At 37.0% G+C, this 15,770-nt stretch carries 14 protein-coding genes; 11 read left to right on the top strand and 3 right to left on the bottom strand.

All coding sequences use genetic code 11. From position 1 onward, the window contains the following. The first annotated feature begins 246 nt into the window (after positions 1-246). Positions 247-861, top strand: a complete 615-nt coding sequence (locus tag PN471_RS04115) for a 2OG-Fe(II) oxygenase (RefSeq protein WP_271775770.1) — start codon at positions 247-249, stop codon at positions 859-861. A gap of 43 nt (positions 862-904) precedes the next feature. Here PN471_RS04115 and PN471_RS04120 read toward each other — a convergent pair whose 3' ends face one another. After that, a complete protein-coding gene (locus PN471_RS04120) occupies positions 905-2,554 on the bottom strand; it encodes a site-specific DNA-methyltransferase (protein ID WP_271775771.1) in 1,650 nt (549 codons plus the stop codon). Between the two features lie 40 nt (positions 2,555-2,594). On the opposite strand from PN471_RS04120, the gene PN471_RS04125 reads away from it, so the two are divergent. Together PN471_RS04125 and PN471_RS04130 are read left to right on the top strand one after the other, a co-directional pair. Then, positions 2,595-2,876 (top strand): hypothetical protein, encoded by a 282-nt coding sequence (locus PN471_RS04125; protein WP_271775772.1) that lies wholly within the window; start codon positions 2,595-2,597, stop codon positions 2,874-2,876. Continuing rightward, entirely contained in the window at positions 2,873-3,256 is a 384-nt protein-coding gene (locus PN471_RS04130; protein ID WP_271775773.1) for a hypothetical protein, read from the top strand. Before PN471_RS04125 ends, PN471_RS04130 begins: the two co-directional genes overlap by 4 nt. 141 nt (positions 3,257-3,397) lie before the next feature. Here PN471_RS04130 and PN471_RS04135 read toward each other — a convergent pair whose 3' ends face one another. Beyond that, positions 3,398-4,594: a 1-deoxy-D-xylulose-5-phosphate reductoisomerase gene (locus PN471_RS04135; RefSeq protein ID WP_271775774.1), complete on the bottom strand. Its 1,197-nt coding sequence runs from the start codon at positions 4,592-4,594 to the stop codon at positions 3,398-3,400. Between the two features lie 177 nt (positions 4,595-4,771). Between PN471_RS04135 and PN471_RS04140 the strand changes: the two genes are divergently transcribed. Beyond that, a complete protein-coding gene (locus PN471_RS04140) occupies positions 4,772-6,094 on the top strand; it encodes a hypothetical protein (protein WP_271775775.1) in 1,323 nt (440 codons plus the stop codon). Between the two features lie 141 nt (positions 6,095-6,235). Here PN471_RS04140 and PN471_RS23300 read toward each other — a convergent pair whose 3' ends face one another. After that, positions 6,236-6,412 carry a Uma2 family endonuclease gene (locus PN471_RS23300; protein ID WP_334311895.1) on the bottom strand — a complete coding sequence of 59 codons (177 nt, stop codon included), beginning with the start codon at positions 6,410-6,412 and terminating at the stop codon, positions 6,236-6,238. A 241-nt stretch (positions 6,413-6,653) separates the two neighbouring features. Here PN471_RS23300 and PN471_RS04150 point away from each other — a divergent pair, with 241 nt between their 5' ends. The 7 genes from PN471_RS04150 to PN471_RS04180 form a co-directional block, all read left to right on the top strand. Further along, the gene (locus tag PN471_RS04150) at positions 6,654-8,249 is read left to right on the top strand and encodes a hypothetical protein (protein WP_271775776.1); all 1,596 of its coding nucleotides are present in this window, start codon (positions 6,654-6,656) and stop codon (positions 8,247-8,249) included. Continuing rightward, entirely contained in the window at positions 8,246-9,490 is a 1,245-nt protein-coding gene (locus PN471_RS04155) for a mannosyltransferase family protein (protein ID WP_271775777.1), read from the top strand. Before PN471_RS04150 ends, PN471_RS04155 begins: the two co-directional genes overlap by 4 nt. Before the next feature lie 663 nt (positions 9,491-10,153). Next, positions 10,154-11,443: a glucose-1-phosphate adenylyltransferase gene (locus PN471_RS04160; RefSeq protein WP_271775778.1), complete on the top strand. Its 1,290-nt coding sequence runs from the start codon at positions 10,154-10,156 to the stop codon at positions 11,441-11,443. Positions 11,444-11,550: 107 nt separating this feature from the next. Continuing rightward, positions 11,551-12,006: an AAA family ATPase gene (locus PN471_RS04165; protein ID WP_271775779.1), complete on the top strand. Its 456-nt coding sequence runs from the start codon at positions 11,551-11,553 to the stop codon at positions 12,004-12,006. Between the two features lie 309 nt (positions 12,007-12,315). Further along, entirely contained in the window at positions 12,316-13,290 is a 975-nt protein-coding gene (locus PN471_RS04170) for a J domain-containing protein (RefSeq protein ID WP_271775780.1), read from the top strand. A gap of 667 nt (positions 13,291-13,957) precedes the next feature. Further along, entirely contained in the window at positions 13,958-14,986 is a 1,029-nt protein-coding gene (locus PN471_RS04175) for a hypothetical protein (protein WP_442867129.1), read from the top strand. A gap of 142 nt (positions 14,987-15,128) precedes the next feature. After that, on the top strand, positions 15,129-15,770 hold a 642-nt coding region (locus PN471_RS04180; RefSeq protein ID WP_271775782.1), incomplete at its 3' end, for a hypothetical protein.

Genomic DNA, 15,770 nt, shown 5'->3' on the forward strand with positions numbered 1-15,770 from the left:
AAGTAGAGTAACGTAAATAATTAAAGGTTTGTAGTAAGGTCTTTAGACCTGAAAGTAGGGCTAAAGCCCTAACTACGAGCCAATTTCAGAATCTGTTAACTTACTTAACATAGTTCTATTTATTTTTGTCTACCTACTTATAGGATAAGATGTTGTGGGTAGACTACAACATGATCATCTCATAGATCGCTCTTGGATGAATGGTTTCAAAGAGAATTTGTGTTTTCAAGAAATAGAATAAGGACCGTGAAATACTATCAACAACATCCTAACGCCTTTCCTCTTCAATATCTCCAGGACTTATGGGGAGAAATCCAAGCTTGTCCATATTTTGCTATTAATAACCTCAACCGGGATTTTATAAATACTAAAGGCTTTTCTGTGGTATTTCAGCGTCAGGGTTTAGGAGAAGTTATTCAAAAATTTCCCTATTTTAAGCCTTATTTGGATTTGGCACTTTTACCTAATTGTAATGCTTTTTATCTGAATCCTTTACTACTCAAAGCAGGTTCTCGCGTTGATCCTCATATTGACAGGTCTTTGCGTTCCTATTGTAAAACCGTTGAACCACCTGCATTTGTCAGCGTTCTTTATGTGCGCGTACCAGAGGACATGGAGGGAGGTGAATTGGTGCTAAAATCGCAAAAACGCCAAGTTGGACAAATTCAACCCCAAACCAATTCTTTAATTTACTTTCAGGGTGATTTAACTCATTCTGTGAATGCAGTAACAACTGTGGGAAATCGTTTAAGTCTTGTGTGTGAACAGTATTGTTTGAGTGAAGATGAACTTGAGGAAATACCACAGTTTACATTAGAGTCCAGGGCTAATCAAGGGAATGGGAAAAAACAAAGGAAGTAAGCTACAAAAAATTCTGTTAAATGAGAAAATAGTGTTCTTGTATTTATTCATTAGCAAAAAGGTCTAACTGTGTTTGTTTGACTTCGCTTTGTTTTTCAGCAGATTTTAAAACCTCTAAACTGAGACGAATATCTAGGCGTTTTTGTCCTTCGATGATTTCCTGAACGGTAACAATCTGAATTTTATCTACAGGTTGACTCATATAGCGACTTTTGTAAATTCCTGCTTCTTTAGCAGTTTTAATCATGTCCTTAGTCGGTGGTTTAAGAGTAATAAAAACTCCTAATTCTGCTCCTTCTAAAGTAATTGTTCCTTGTAAATCTCGAATATCTCCAGATTTCACATTTCCTGATTTCACTTGTAAAATAATCTTGTCTGGTTCGTCTTTGTCTCCTGTAAAATAAGCTATACCATCAATACCTTTATCTGCACCTTTTTTTTGCTTAATGGTAGCACGGTTATTAGAATAGGTTAAAACTGCCCATTTTTCAAATTCTTTGCGGGTGCGATCATCTTTTTTTAATGCTAAGGCTTCCGCAGATTTCATATCTTTAGGAATACCACTAATATTGATAGTTTCTAGCACTGCTTTACCAAAGGTATCTTCTAATCTTTTGAGAATTAAGCTAATACTTTGATAAGTAATATCAATCCCTATCCATTGACGATTTAGTTTTTGTGAAACTGCTACTGTTGTTCCACAACCACAGTAAGCATCTAATATTATATCACCTTCGTTACTACTCGTTTGAATAATTCTTTCTAATAATGCTTCTGGTTTTTGTGTGGGATATCCTAAACGTTCTTTTGTTGTAGGAGAAAATAATATATCTGTCCAAATATCTTGCAATACAGGACTTTTTGTTTCATGTAAATATTGTTTTAATCCATCTTTTCTAGGTCTACCATCCTTTTGAAGTAAAATATAGCCATTTTCGTATAGTTCTTCTAACTTTGCCAGAGAGAACCTCCATTGTCTATTATTCCCAGGATTAACTCCTCTCCAGTCTACTGTTCTTGTTTCAGAAAAGTGTGGAGCAGTCAAATTTTCTGCTCTATATAAACCTTTATCATCTGAATATTTATAACGAGATAATTGTTCGACTGAATGGGTATTATCTATATAATTAAATATTTTTGACTGTGTTTTACTATAGAAAAATATTCTATCCTGAATCCTACCAAATTTCTGAGGATCATTATGTGCTGTAGTTCTTTTCCAGACAATTTCATTTAAAAAATCCCCACCTTGAGAACAAAAAATAGCATCTATAATGATCTTTAAATAATGAGAAGCGGTGGGATCACAATGTAAATAAAAACTACCTGTTGGTTTCAAAACTCTGTGAATTTCTGCCACCCGTAAAGTCATACTTACCAAATAAGATAAAAGACTACCCTTACCTAAAAACTTTGTTAAACCAGAAATTAAATCTATGCTTTGGGAAGTGAAATGACCTAAATAGTTTTCTTGAATTTCTGCTAAACCTTGATTAGCATGATCATCCCATGTCCAAGTATCAATAAAAGCCTGAGCTTGTGCTTGGTCTTCTTTGCCGATATTATTATAAATTTGATTGTAATTACGTTTAGAATTAAATGGAGGATCAATATAACAAAGATCAACAGTTTCATCTTTGATATGTTTTCTCAATACTTCCAGATTATCGCCATAAAATAGTTGATTAACCATTTTTAATACTCCAAATCACAAAATAATTATTGATTAACTGATGAATTTAAACTCGAAAGAATTGGTAATTACCAAACTTGAACAAGGATTACCTGCTATTACTCCAGCCTTTGGTGCAACATTAGCAGAAGCCTGTGCTGTTTGTTTAAACAATCAAGGGTATATTCAGGGTATAGAACTTACAGTCCAAGGAGAATTTACCGCTGTTTTTAACCTATATTGGCAAGAGGTAACAGACCAAATGCTACGCTGTTGGAACGATAGTGAATATACTACAGAACAGGCAGCTTATGGAATTGCTTTTTTGATTGTAAAAAAATGAGTCAGATTCAAGAGTTACATCAACAAGCTATGGATTTAGCAGAAATGGCACAAGTTGCTAAACTTAGAAGTAACTTAGATTTAGCTTCTCAATTATCCCGACAAGCATTTGAGAAAGAAAGATTAGCAGCAGAATTAATAGCAGATAATTTTGCAGCAGAACCAACTCGTTCAATATTATATCGTAGTGCAGCAACCTTAGCAATTGACTGTGGAGAAATTCACAGTGCAGAACATTTAATTGCAGTTGCTTTATCAGGAAATCCGCCAATTGAAATTGCGGAAGAACTCAAAGATTTATTTGTGCAAATCAATATTCATAAATATTTCGCCCGTCGAGGCGTTGTATTTGATGAAGCTAAACTTCAGATTTTTACCTAGGAATTAGCAATTTTTAAACAATAGCAATGGTTTGAATCAATAGAATTTTGCTCAAAAATAGATACCCAAGAAAATATGTAAAATATATTGAATCACAACAAGATACCCGACTTCTTTAAGAAGTCGGGTATCTATTTATTTTCAACCAACGGAAATTATCTGTGGCTCAGTTCCTACCTTTTCCATGGCGGTGAAAACTTCTTGTCTAGCCCATTTATCTGCTGCCAAAATGTCATCTAAAGAGGGATTTTGTGTGTTATCATTTTGATGGCGATCGCACACAAATTCAATACACCGAGCAATATCCAAATAGTGAATTTTCTCATCTAAAAATACCGCCACAGCTTGTTCATTAGCCGCATTCAACACCGCCGGCATAGAACCACCAGCCCTTCCCGCAGCATAAGCCAAACCCATGCAAGGATATTTTTGATGATCTGGTTCACGGAAAGTTAAATCACCAGATTTCACTAAATTTAATCTTTCCCAATTAGTGTAAACTCGCTCTGGCCAAGATAAAGCATAAAGCAAAGGTAAACGCATATCCGGCCAACCAAGTTGAGCCAAAACAGAAGTATCTTGTAATTCTATTAACGAGTGAATAATACTTTGAGGATGAATAACAATTTCGATGTTATCGTAATCTACCCCAAACAAATAATGAGCCTCAATTACTTCCAAACCCTTATTCATCAAAGTTGCCGAATCTACCGTAATTTTCCGCCCCATTGACCAATTAGGATGTTTAATAGCATCAGCAACCTTTACCTCTGCTAACTTGTCCACAGGCCAATCTCGAAAAGCACCACCAGAAGCAGTCAGTAAGATCTTTCTTAAACCATCTTTAGGAACACCTTGCAAACATTGAAAAATAGCCGAATGTTCGGAGTCTGCTGGTAATATTTTCACTCCATGTTTTGCTACCAAAGGTAACACCACAGGAGCGCCAGCAATGATAGTTTCCTTATTTGCTAAAGCAATATCTTTGCCCGCTTCAATAGCTGCAATGGTCGGCAGTAACCCCGCACAACCAACAATACCAGTAACAACCGTCTGAGAATCGCCATAACGGGCAACTTCTATCACTCCCGCTTCCCCAGCCAGTAAAATGGGTTGAGGATTTAAGTCTTTAATGGCTTCTTTGAGTTCCGGTAACTTTTCAGCAGCAGAAATGGCGGCAATTTGGGGACGAAACTGGCGAATTTGCGCCGCGAATAGCTCCACATTCCGTCCAGCAGCCAATCCCACAATGCGGAATTTATCGGGGTGTTCAGAGACGATATCTAAGGTTTGAGTCCCAATTGAGCCAGTAGAACCAAGTAAAGTAATAGCTTTCACAATTTTTTAAGGATTAACAGATAATTCCAACTATAAATGGCTTGGGACTCGTTGATAAGAGCAATTCCGACAATCAATTAACTCCAATCAAAACTTTTGCTATTTTGGCCATAAATGCGTAACATTACTTAAAACTCACCTTGTCATTACCTCAGAATCAGAAAAAAGCAGAAGCCTATGGTTAAAGCGCAAATGGCGATATCTACACTCACCACAGCGATCGCCAAATTTATCTGGACAGATGATTTCTTGTTTCCTGCGTCTATGTGGCTTGTAAGTCGCATATTTATTTGGACTGCTATGTTATTGATTGCCCCCCATTTACCAGCATTACAAGATGGCATTACGCCCCATTTTGGCTGGGGGGTTTTTGATGCTTGGGATAGTGTCCATTATCGAGCAATATCCACTGAAGGTTACGAATTTGTTGATGATGGGAAACAACATAATCTGGCATTTTTTCCCCTGTTTCCTGTCAGCATTTTTGTTTTCATGAAATTCGGTTTTTCATTTGAAATAGCCGGATTAATTATCAATAATTTGGCATTTCTAGGAACACTTTACTGCTTATATTCCTGGGTGAAAAAACAATGTGGCATCAGTGCAGCCCATTGGACAATTGCTGTTATGGCTTACTGTCCTATGTCTCTATTTACAGGAGTAATTTATACAGAAGGTTTGTATTTGTTATTGAGTACAATGGCTTTACGTGCCTTTGATCAAAAACAATATGTTTGGACAGCAATTTGTGGGGCAATGGCTACAGCAACACGCCCGACAGGTATGGCATTAATTTCCGCATTTTTAATTACAGCTTGGAAACAAAATAAACCACTAATTGCCTACATTGCAGGTCTATTATCTGCTACAGGTTTATTACTATTTAGTGTGTATTGTCAGCTAAACTTTCATGATTTTTTAGCTTTTATTACTGCACAAAAAGGATGGCGGCCTTCCTTCGGTTTTGATTGGGAAGGTTGGTTAAATATGTTCATGCAAATTCCCTTTGGCAACAATTGGTATTTTGGTTGGGTTGAGAATGATCAAGGCGGAATTAAAGACTTTTGGTATCCGCTATTTTTTAGTTTAATTGTGATTAGTTCTTGTTGTTTATTGTATTGGCGGAAATATTTCAAGCCATTGATATTCTATACTGGTTATGCGACAATCATATTATCATTAATAATTGCTGATCAGGGATTAATAAATAATTTGCTTAACGTATCTATGATATTAGGTAGTAGTTACCTTTTATGGTATTTCCGTCAGCAACTAACTCCAGTCATGATAGCTTATGGTTTTTGTGGTATTGCTTTACTTTTAGCCTCTGGTGGGACAATTTCTTTAAGTCGTCTTGCTTATGGAATTGTTCCTCTAAATATAGCTATAGGTGTCTGTTTATCTCGTTATCCCCGTCAAGCTTATTTAGTTATCGGTTTGTTTATTACCTTACTTGGTAAATTAGCAATAGGTTTTGCTCAAGAAATTTGGGTAGGATAGAGGAAAATAAGTAGTGAGACAGAATTAATTACACAATGTCATTGGTTCATCTGCAATAATAATCACATCTGGATAAGTGTATATTAATCTTTGGGGTATCCATAGACGCATATCACTGTTAAAAACCTCATATTTGTCTTGTTATCTAAAGCCAAAATGCAGCGTAGCGCAAAAATTACCTGTAATCCGGTTATGATTTATAGATGCACCAGCTTTATGAATTATTTGTCCGTCAATGTATTCGCTTTTATACTCAGCAGTGGCTTCTAATTCCAGATATTCTTCTGGGGTGTAATATTGCTTTGCTATTAATTGCATATTTTTGATCAGAAAGCAATGTTTGCTAGTTTAGCATATCAGTAATAATTATTGATTAAGTTTTTATCTATTAAGTTTCTAATACTTTTCATCTGTTGCATTAGAGATTTAACCAAAGTATGGTAAATTTTACTACGTTAGTAATAGTAAAAATTTTACTAAACACTTGTGTAATCAATTTCACTTGTATTCATAAGAATAGTTACAAAAATAATACGTACAAATTAAATTGTGAGGTTATATGGAAAGAAAAATAATTAGTATAGGGTTGTCCAAAAAGATAAATTTTTATTGGGAAAAAATTACTCAAAATAGTATTTTTTTTAGTAAAATTTTCACTACTTTATTTTTTTTAATTGGCTTACCTGCTATCCTTCATCATGCTATGTGGCGTGATGAATTAAATGTTTGGCTTATTGTTAGAGATAGTCAATCATTATCTGAATTATTCCATAATATTCATTATGAAGGACATCCTTTTGTTTGGTATATTTGTTTAAGTACCTTAAAACAAATCACAACTAACCCTGTGATCATGCAAATATTTCATCTATGTTTAGCTACAGCATCCGTTTATTTATTTACTCGATATTCACCATTTAATTATTCACAAAAATTGTTATTTTGTTTGGGCTATATTCCTTTTTATGAATACCTATTAATCAGCAGAAATTATGCAATTGGGTTATTACTATGTTTCTTATTCTGTACTATCTATTCTAGCCGAAAACAGAGTTATCTTAAACTTGCTATCGTTTTATTCTTTATGGCTAATTCAAACGCTTATTGTTTATTATTAGCTTTTGCATTCAGTATGACTCTCGCATTAGAATACATTTCACAAAAACCTTTACATCAAACTATTTTAGCCAAAAAATATGATATCGTTTTAAGTAGTTTGATTGTTTTAGCTGGAATTACTATCTCCTTGATTCAACTTATTCCTCCTCAAGATAGTAAATTAGCTGGAGGTTTATCAGGAGTTATATTAAACTTTAATTTTTACCACTTGACTAAAACTTTAGCCAGGATTTGGAATAGTTATATTATTATTTTAGTTCCAGGTGAATCTCAACAATTAAGCCTGTTTTTCTTTTCCATTATTTCATTAATGTTTTTCGGATTTTTCACAATATCATTTATTAAAAAACCGATTATTCTTTTTCTATACTGCTTTGGAACAATTGAAATTCTTGTTTTCACATACATTAAATTTATAGGCGCTCCACGTCATTATGGACATTTATACATTTTACTGATTGTATGCCTTTGGCTTTCTAGTTATTATTCTAAAACATCTTTATTTTTACAATTATTTCCCCGCAGGTTGAAAACTCATATTATCCAAGCTATTAAATGGACAAAGCCTTATTATTTACCTGTGATTATGTTCATTTTATATGTGCAAATGGCAGGAGGAATATTTGCTTTTAGTAGAGACATGATTATTCCTTTTTCATCTAGCAAGGAAACATCTGTATATATTAAAGATCAATATAAAGATAATTTAAATGATATTTTTATTGTCGGTAGTAGAGATTATACAATGTCCCCAATTTCTGGTTATATTAATCGCAAGATTTATTATCCAGAAATACAAAAAATAAGTAGCTTTGTCTTATTTACTACTCAACGCAAAGAAGTTGATCATGGTGAAATTTTAAGCCAACTTAGCCAAATGATTAAAAAAGAATCAAAGTCTATATTATTAATTTTAAATAAACCATTAGAAACTAATAATATTGAATTAAAAATTGATCCTATTAAGGAATTTAAAAATGGCTTTAATTATGATGAACAATATTATTTATATTCTGTTTCAAAACAATCATTATGAGAAAAAGTTATAAGTTTCCCATTACAATGTGGTTATCTAGTAGACTTCTGATCGTCATTGCTATGTTAATCATTGCTCCCTTAATTCCAGTCCCCGAAAATGGAGTATATGCCACGTCTAATTTAGATATTTTATCCGCGTGGGATAGTTCTTGGTATGAAAAAATTGCGACTTCTGGCTATGATTTTTCTAGTGAAGTAAAGCAAATTCATACCGTAGCATTTTTTCCTTTATTTCCATTATTAACTCGTGTGCTGATGACTATTGGCTTACCTTTTAAAGTTGCCAGCACTCTAGTGAATAATATAGCATTTTTGGTAGCCCTAATTATACTTTATTTTTGGGTAGAGGAACTTTATGGTAAAAGTACTGCAAAGTGGGCAACAGCTACTTTAGCATGGTGTCCTTACTCCCTTTACGGAACTGTAATTTACACTGAAGGGCTATTTTTCTTGTGTACCATAGCTGCATTAAAAGCTTTTGAGAAAAAACAATATGTTTGGGCAACTTTCTGGGGTGTATTATCTACTGCGACAAGAGTACCAGGAGTGGCACTAATACCGGCTTTCCTATTTGTTTCTTGGAGAGAACACAGAGGTATAAAAGCCTATATTGCTAGTTTAACAACTAGTCTAGGTATTATTTTTTATAGTCTCTATTGTCAATTTAAATTTGGTGATGCTTTAGCTTTCGTTCATGCACAACAAGCATGGAGAGGAGATGCAAAAGGTTTTGCTTGGGAAGGTTGGTGGAAGATGCTAATGCAAATTACAGTGGGTTTAACTAATTGGAACTCTGGCTATATTAAAGACCCTTTGCATCCATTATTATTCTTAATAATTATTACTTGTGGTTGTTTTTTATGTGTCTTTCGCTTGAAACTAGGTAATATTAAATTCCGCTATGGATTATATTTTCTATGGCTATTGCTATGGTTATTAACTGGTGATGAAATATTTAAAATAATACTAGTTTTTGGTGGAATTTATTTACTATGGCTTTCACGAAATAAAATTCCATTGGTTACAGTTGTCTATGGGTTTTCTTCCTTAGCATTAATTTTGAACACTGGGATTACAGCATCTGCGGAACGCTACGCTTATGGTACTATATCGCTGTCAATAGCATTCGGTTTATTGCTCGAACGTTATCCTCGTTGGGGATACCCAATTATGTGCTTTTTTGCTATTTTATTAGGACACTTTTCTGTGCGTTTTGCGCGGGATCTTTGGGTCGCTTAGAGTATAAACTAAAAACTTATATTAGTGTGAAACCAATATCTAGGACTTACGCACTGTACAAATTTGCCATAATATAAATGAACTAAATTGTCTATTTTCGGCTTTGGGAATAACTTATTGAGTGGGTGCGTCAGATAGAGGAAATCTGTTTTTGTCAAATTATCAGGTCTAACGCACCCTACAAAAGATAAAATCCAGATTACATATTTGATAAACTTCATCAATGTGTAAGTCCTGGAATATATTCTCGATATCTTTTAAATATTTTCAAAAAAATTACCCACCCCGCTGACGGACTAGGTAATTTTCCAAGATTTAATAACTAAAAAACTTTAGTTAAATTTGGCTTATACTCAAAATGGCTTGATTGTTTGATTCTAAATGTAGGGGTAAAGCAGGAGATAAACCCCTATATATCTAAGTTCTTTGTCATTTTGCAAAGGTTTATATCTTACCTGCGTTTAGTACAATCGGGTTTGCCGCCACCGCTCTTTAACATTTTAGACTCTCTTGCCACCTATTTTGATAGTACATAAGTTCTATTTTAGCTAATTGACCACCATATCAAAAATTCATCCCTAAGATTCTTTGATCTCCCTTTATCAGTTGTTACATACAGTCCTAAACTGTAGATGAGAGTGAAAGGCAGTTGGGAGAAATTTTGTGAAAAAAGTTTTAGCAATTATTCTGGGTGGGGGTGCGGGTACTCGGCTTTATCCGTTAACCAAACTCCGCGCCAAACCAGCAGTACCAGTAGCAGGGAAATATCGTCTCATAGATATACCTGTTAGCAACTGCATCAATTCCGAAATATTCAAAATCTACGTCTTGACTCAATTTAACTCAGCCTCTCTGAATCGTCACATCGCCCGTGCTTACAACTTCAGTGGGTTTAGCGATGGGTTTGTGGAAGTGTTAGCAGCACAACAAACCCCAGAAAACCCCAACTGGTTCCAAGGTACGGCTGATGCTGTGCGTCAGTACATCTGGATGTTACAAGATTGGGATGTAGAAGAATTTCTGATTCTTTCCGGTGATCATCTTTACCGCATGGATTACCGTCAGTTTGTCCAGCGTCATAGAGATACCAATGCTGATATTACACTTTCTGTAATTCCCATGGATGATCGTCGCGCCTCAGACTTTGGCTTGATGAAAATTAATGATTCAGGTAGGGTAATTGACTTTAGCGAAAAACCCAAAGGTGAAGCTTTAGCACAAATGCGTGTTGATACCACCGTTTTGGGGTTGACAAAGGAACAAGCTGCATTACAGCCATATATCGCCTCAATGGGGATTTATGTCTTTAAAAAAGATGTTTTGATTAAGTTGCTAAAAGAATCTTTAGAACGGACTGATTTCGGTAAGGAAATTATTCCTGATGCAGCGAAAGATCACAACGTCCAAGCTTTCTTATTTGACGACTATTGGGAAGATATTGGGACAATTGAATCTTTTTATGAGGCTAATTTAGCCCTGACTAAGCAACCCCTACCTCCTTTTAGTTTCTATGATGAAGCAGCGCCAATTTATACTCGCGCTCGTTACTTACCCCCCTCTAAACTGTTGAATTGCCAAATTACAGAATCCATGATTGGCGACGGTTGTATTTTGAAAGATTGTCGGATTCAACATTCAGTTTTGGGAGTGCGATCGCGCATAGAATCAGGATCGGTAATTGAAGAAACCCTGATTATGGGTGCTGACTATTACCAACCATCTGTTGAAAGACAATGCAGTTTAGAGCAAAATGATGTTCCTGTTGGTATTGGTACGGACACCATTATTCGCCGTGCCATTATTGATAAAAATGCCCGCATCGGTAACAATGTGAAAATTATCAATAAAGACAACATCCAAGAAGCAGAAAGAGAAAAGCAAGGCTTTTACATCCGTAGTGGCATTGTCGTTGTTCTCAAAAATGCTTTAATTCCTGATGGCACAATTATTTAGTTAGTAGTGATTGGTAATTGGTAATTGGTAATTGGTAATTGGTAATTGGTAATTGGATGATTTATCTTTCTTGTCCCCTGTTCCCTGTTCCCTGTTCCCTGTTCCCTATGACTAAATTAATTTTGCTAATTGGTCTTCCTGGTAGCGGTAAATCAACCCTAGCAAAACAATTATTGACAGAATGCCCTCAGATGCAGCTAATTTCCACAGATGCTATCCGAGGGCAGCTTTTTGGATCAGAAGCAATTCAAGGACCATGGCCGCTAATTTGGCGGGAACTGCAACGACAATTACAACAAGCCATAACCGCAGATCAAGAAGTGATTTTTGATGCTACCAACGCCCAAAGGAAAAATCGTCGGGAAGTAATTACCCTCGCCCGTGATTATGGCTTTAGTTATATTATGGGGGTTTGGGTAAAAACTCCAGTTTGGCTATGTTTGGCGCGAAATCAAAGACGGATTCGCCAAGTTCCCCAAGATATAATTCTCCGAATGCACCGTCAACTCCAGGATGCTCCCCCTAGTGTAGAAGAAGGAATAGATGAGCTTATATTCTTTTAATCATAGCAGACCTGAGTTCGGTGTTAGGAGTTCGGAATTTCTCCTTCGGAGACGCTACGCGAACGGAGTTATGATTTTTTCAACGAGATCATAAGGGTTTGAGACTCATACTTGGGGCAGTTTTCCACAAGTTATCTTATGTCGAACTCAGGTATAGCAGAAGTACGGGAATTGCGATCGCCCATTCAGCAAGAACCACACTTGATCATAGGAATGATTTGTTAGTCTGATGTCAGGGTCTTTTTATCTAAGATTAGACCAAATAAAAGTTAGAAAAACATAACGTAAACTTATATAGGAGGCTAGTAGATGGCTGCAACCGACTTTAAAGACTATTATGCAATATTAGGAATTAGTAAAACCGCCACTTCAGAAGAAATTAAACAAGCTTTTCGCAAACTAGCCCGTAAATTTCATCCTGATGTTAACCCCAATAACAAACAGGCTGAAGCCAAATTTAAAGAAGTTAATGAAGCCTACGAAGTATTATCAGACCCAGATAAACGCAAAAAATATGATCAATTTGGTCAATATTGGAAACAAGCCGGTCAAGGTTTTCCCGGTAGTTCTGGGGATATGGGCGGAGTTGATTTTGGTCAATACGGCAGTTTTAATGACTTCCTAAACGAATTATTTGGTGGTGCAGGCCCTCGCAGCGGACGACAAAGTTACTCTTATCGGACTCCTCCCGGTAAACCAGGTAGCGGTTTTAACGATTTTGGTTTTCCAGATAGCGGTATTGGCGGCACACAAGATACAGAAGCTGTAATTATTTTAACTTTTGCAGAAGCATTTTCCGGTATTCAAAAACGGTTTAGTTTAGGAAACGAAACTATTGATGTGCGTATTCCTGGTGGTGCTAAAACTGGGACTCGTTTACGGGTGAAAGGAAAAGGCCAAATTAACCCCATGAGTCAACAACGGGGAGATTTATACTTAAAGGTAGAATTACAACCCCATACTTTTTTCCAAATAGAAGGGGACAATCTGGTTTGCGAAGTCTTAATTACCCCTGATGAAGCCACATTAGGTGCAGCGATAGAAGTACCTACACCCGATGGTCATGTCAGTGTTAAGCTACCTGCGGGAGTTCGTTCTGGTCAATCTCTGCGCTTACGTGGTAAAGGTTGGCCTATAGCTAAAGGTGGACGTGGTGATCAATTTGTCAAAGTAGCGATCGCTCCCCCCAAAGACCTCACCCCCCAAGAACGAGAATGTTATGAAAAAATTCGGGCTATCCGCACTTACAACCCCCGCAGTCATTTAGCACAAGTTAAGTTGTAAGAACTATTGAGAGTATTTCCTGAAAAAACAATCCAGAACTGCTATTTTGTCACCCTTACAAAAAACTCTCCCCAATTTTTCACATCCTGCGCTGTAGTAATTTGCTACAGCCTAATATTAGCCTATATATATATTTAAAAACTCGTAGTTAATTTAAAGAAAATATTTACTTATGTAAAGCTTGCCTTTAAAGTTACATTTCCTGTACAATAAGAAGTGTGTGGTCAAGTCCTTTGTAGATATATATACAAAATGGTTAGTATTTCGTCTGAATATTAAGTAGCTGGGCGGAGAAAAATCAAAATATATTTCGGCTTTTGAAATGGCTAAAATTCAACGATAATAACCCATCGAGGTGAATTTACATATCGTTACACATTTTGGTTATAGCCAAAATGGCTAGAAGCTGGACTTTTTTTCATACAAAGAACCAGTTCAAAGCCTCTCCAGTGTTAAATATTATTCCTTTTCCCTCTCCTAAGAGGAGAGGGTTAGGGAGAGGTTTACCAGAGGGGTTTCATATTTGGTTAAACTATGAACCGTTCGCAGTATATTTCACATCCACCTACTTAATTCAGTCAAATTCAAAAATTGTCTTGTATGGCTGTATACAGGAGCGTGGATTCTTGCCACTGCATAACATCTTGTGAGGAGTGATATTTTGAAGATGAAAAAGCATTCTCTTATACTAATCAATCACTACAAACGCTTTTACTACTTGGGTTTATTGCTAACCCTACCAAGTTTGCTGATTACTGCCATCATTTCAGTTAATTCCGCATCTGCGGCAGATGACATAGTAACTGAAAATCAACCCAGTGAATTAATCACAGATAAAGTAGTCACAGCCGCACAATTAGAACCAAAGGTTGAATCTATTTCTGAGCAACAACAACCACAAATAATTGCACAAAGAGCGGACAGCAATCCGGATGATATTAATAAAATCCGCCAAGAGCTACTAGTTGAACCCCTCATCAAAGTCAAAATAGCACAACCTAAGCCAACCTACCCACCTGGACTCAGTTTTGCTGCTCCCAGTGCCTTCGGCGCTAACATGGGTGATGCGTTTGTGGGAGCATCAGCAGCAACCGCTGGTAATAGAGGTAACTCTATAAATGACATAGACGGAAGCACTAGCGTCGGTTTTGGTTTAGGGAATTCCCAAAAACTAGTTGGTCTGGAATTATCCTTCAACAACGGTAGTATCAAAAAATTTGGCTCTAATGGCACCTTTGACTTAAAAGCTCACCGCATTGTCTACGCTAAAGGAACCAATCAAGTTGGTGTAGCTGCTGGCTGGAAAGCCTTTGCCCAGTATGAGACTAAGGCCAGTATTGAAGAGACCAGACCTTCCAGCGTCTATGGTGTGGTGACAACTTACTCTCTTTTAAGGCCTAATGATGCTGTGAATAAAATGCCAGTCTCATTCTCCCTCGGTGTTGGAGGTGGTGACTTTAGGCAAGGTAACGCCAGTACTGGTGTATTTGCTGGAGCAGGTGTCCAAGTTCATCCCCAAATCGGTGTGGGCTTCGGCTGGAGTGGAGTTGGCTTAAACCTTGGTGCTTCTTTCGTGCCTGTGCCTACGTTACCCTTAACAATTACAGTCCAAGGTGCGGATCTTACAGACAACAGTGTAGGCGGCACAACATTTGCGCTAAGTATAGGTTATGGTTTCAATTTCTTGCCTAAATAGGGCTTGCTGATAGAGTAGCGTGGCGATAAACCTGAAACCCTTGTATATAAAAATTTCAAGGGATATTAAAGCCAAAAAATATCCAGGGAATCAGTGACTATAGCATCAATTGTCAAACAGTTCCATATTTTAGATAATCATCATGTTGAAAACCAGAAATCTCATTTTTGCCCTCAGCTTGAGTCCTCTGCTGTTATTTGCTTGGCAGTTACCAAGCCAAGCCCAGAGTTTCAGTCCCAGTAAAGGTTCAGCCGGTGTTGATGCTGGCGCTGCTACTGGTGCTTCGCAAACTAGTGGGTTTTCCACGCCAACAACAACGACAACAACAACAACAACACCAACAACAACAACAACGATAGGAGGAACAACAACACCAGCAGTAACAGCAACAACAGCAACAGGAACTTCTATCACCATTCCCATCATATCTGGTGTTTCCGCCACCATTACAACTGGTGTTTCCACAGCAGGTGCTCTGTCGGCGGTTAGTGCTGGTGGTGGTGATGCTGGTGGTGCTGCTGCTGGTGGTGCTGCTACTGGTGGTGACACAACTACGACAGTTCCCGTTTCAGCAGCGACCGTAGAATCAACTTCATCTAGCGTCACTGTAACAGACGGTGCAACGGGGAATACTATTGTGATCACTCTGGCTCCACAAGTCCAGGTTACTGTGAATCAGTTGGCTGCTGCTATTGTTCAGACTCTTAGTACAACAGGTGGTGGTGGTGCTGCTGGAGGTGGCGGTGGTGATGCTGCTGGAGGTGGTGATACTGCTGCTGGAGGT

The organism is Aphanizomenon sp. CS-733/32, assembly GCF_028330045.1.
Lineage (GTDB): Bacteria > Cyanobacteriota > Cyanobacteriia > Cyanobacteriales > Nostocaceae > Dolichospermum > Dolichospermum gracile.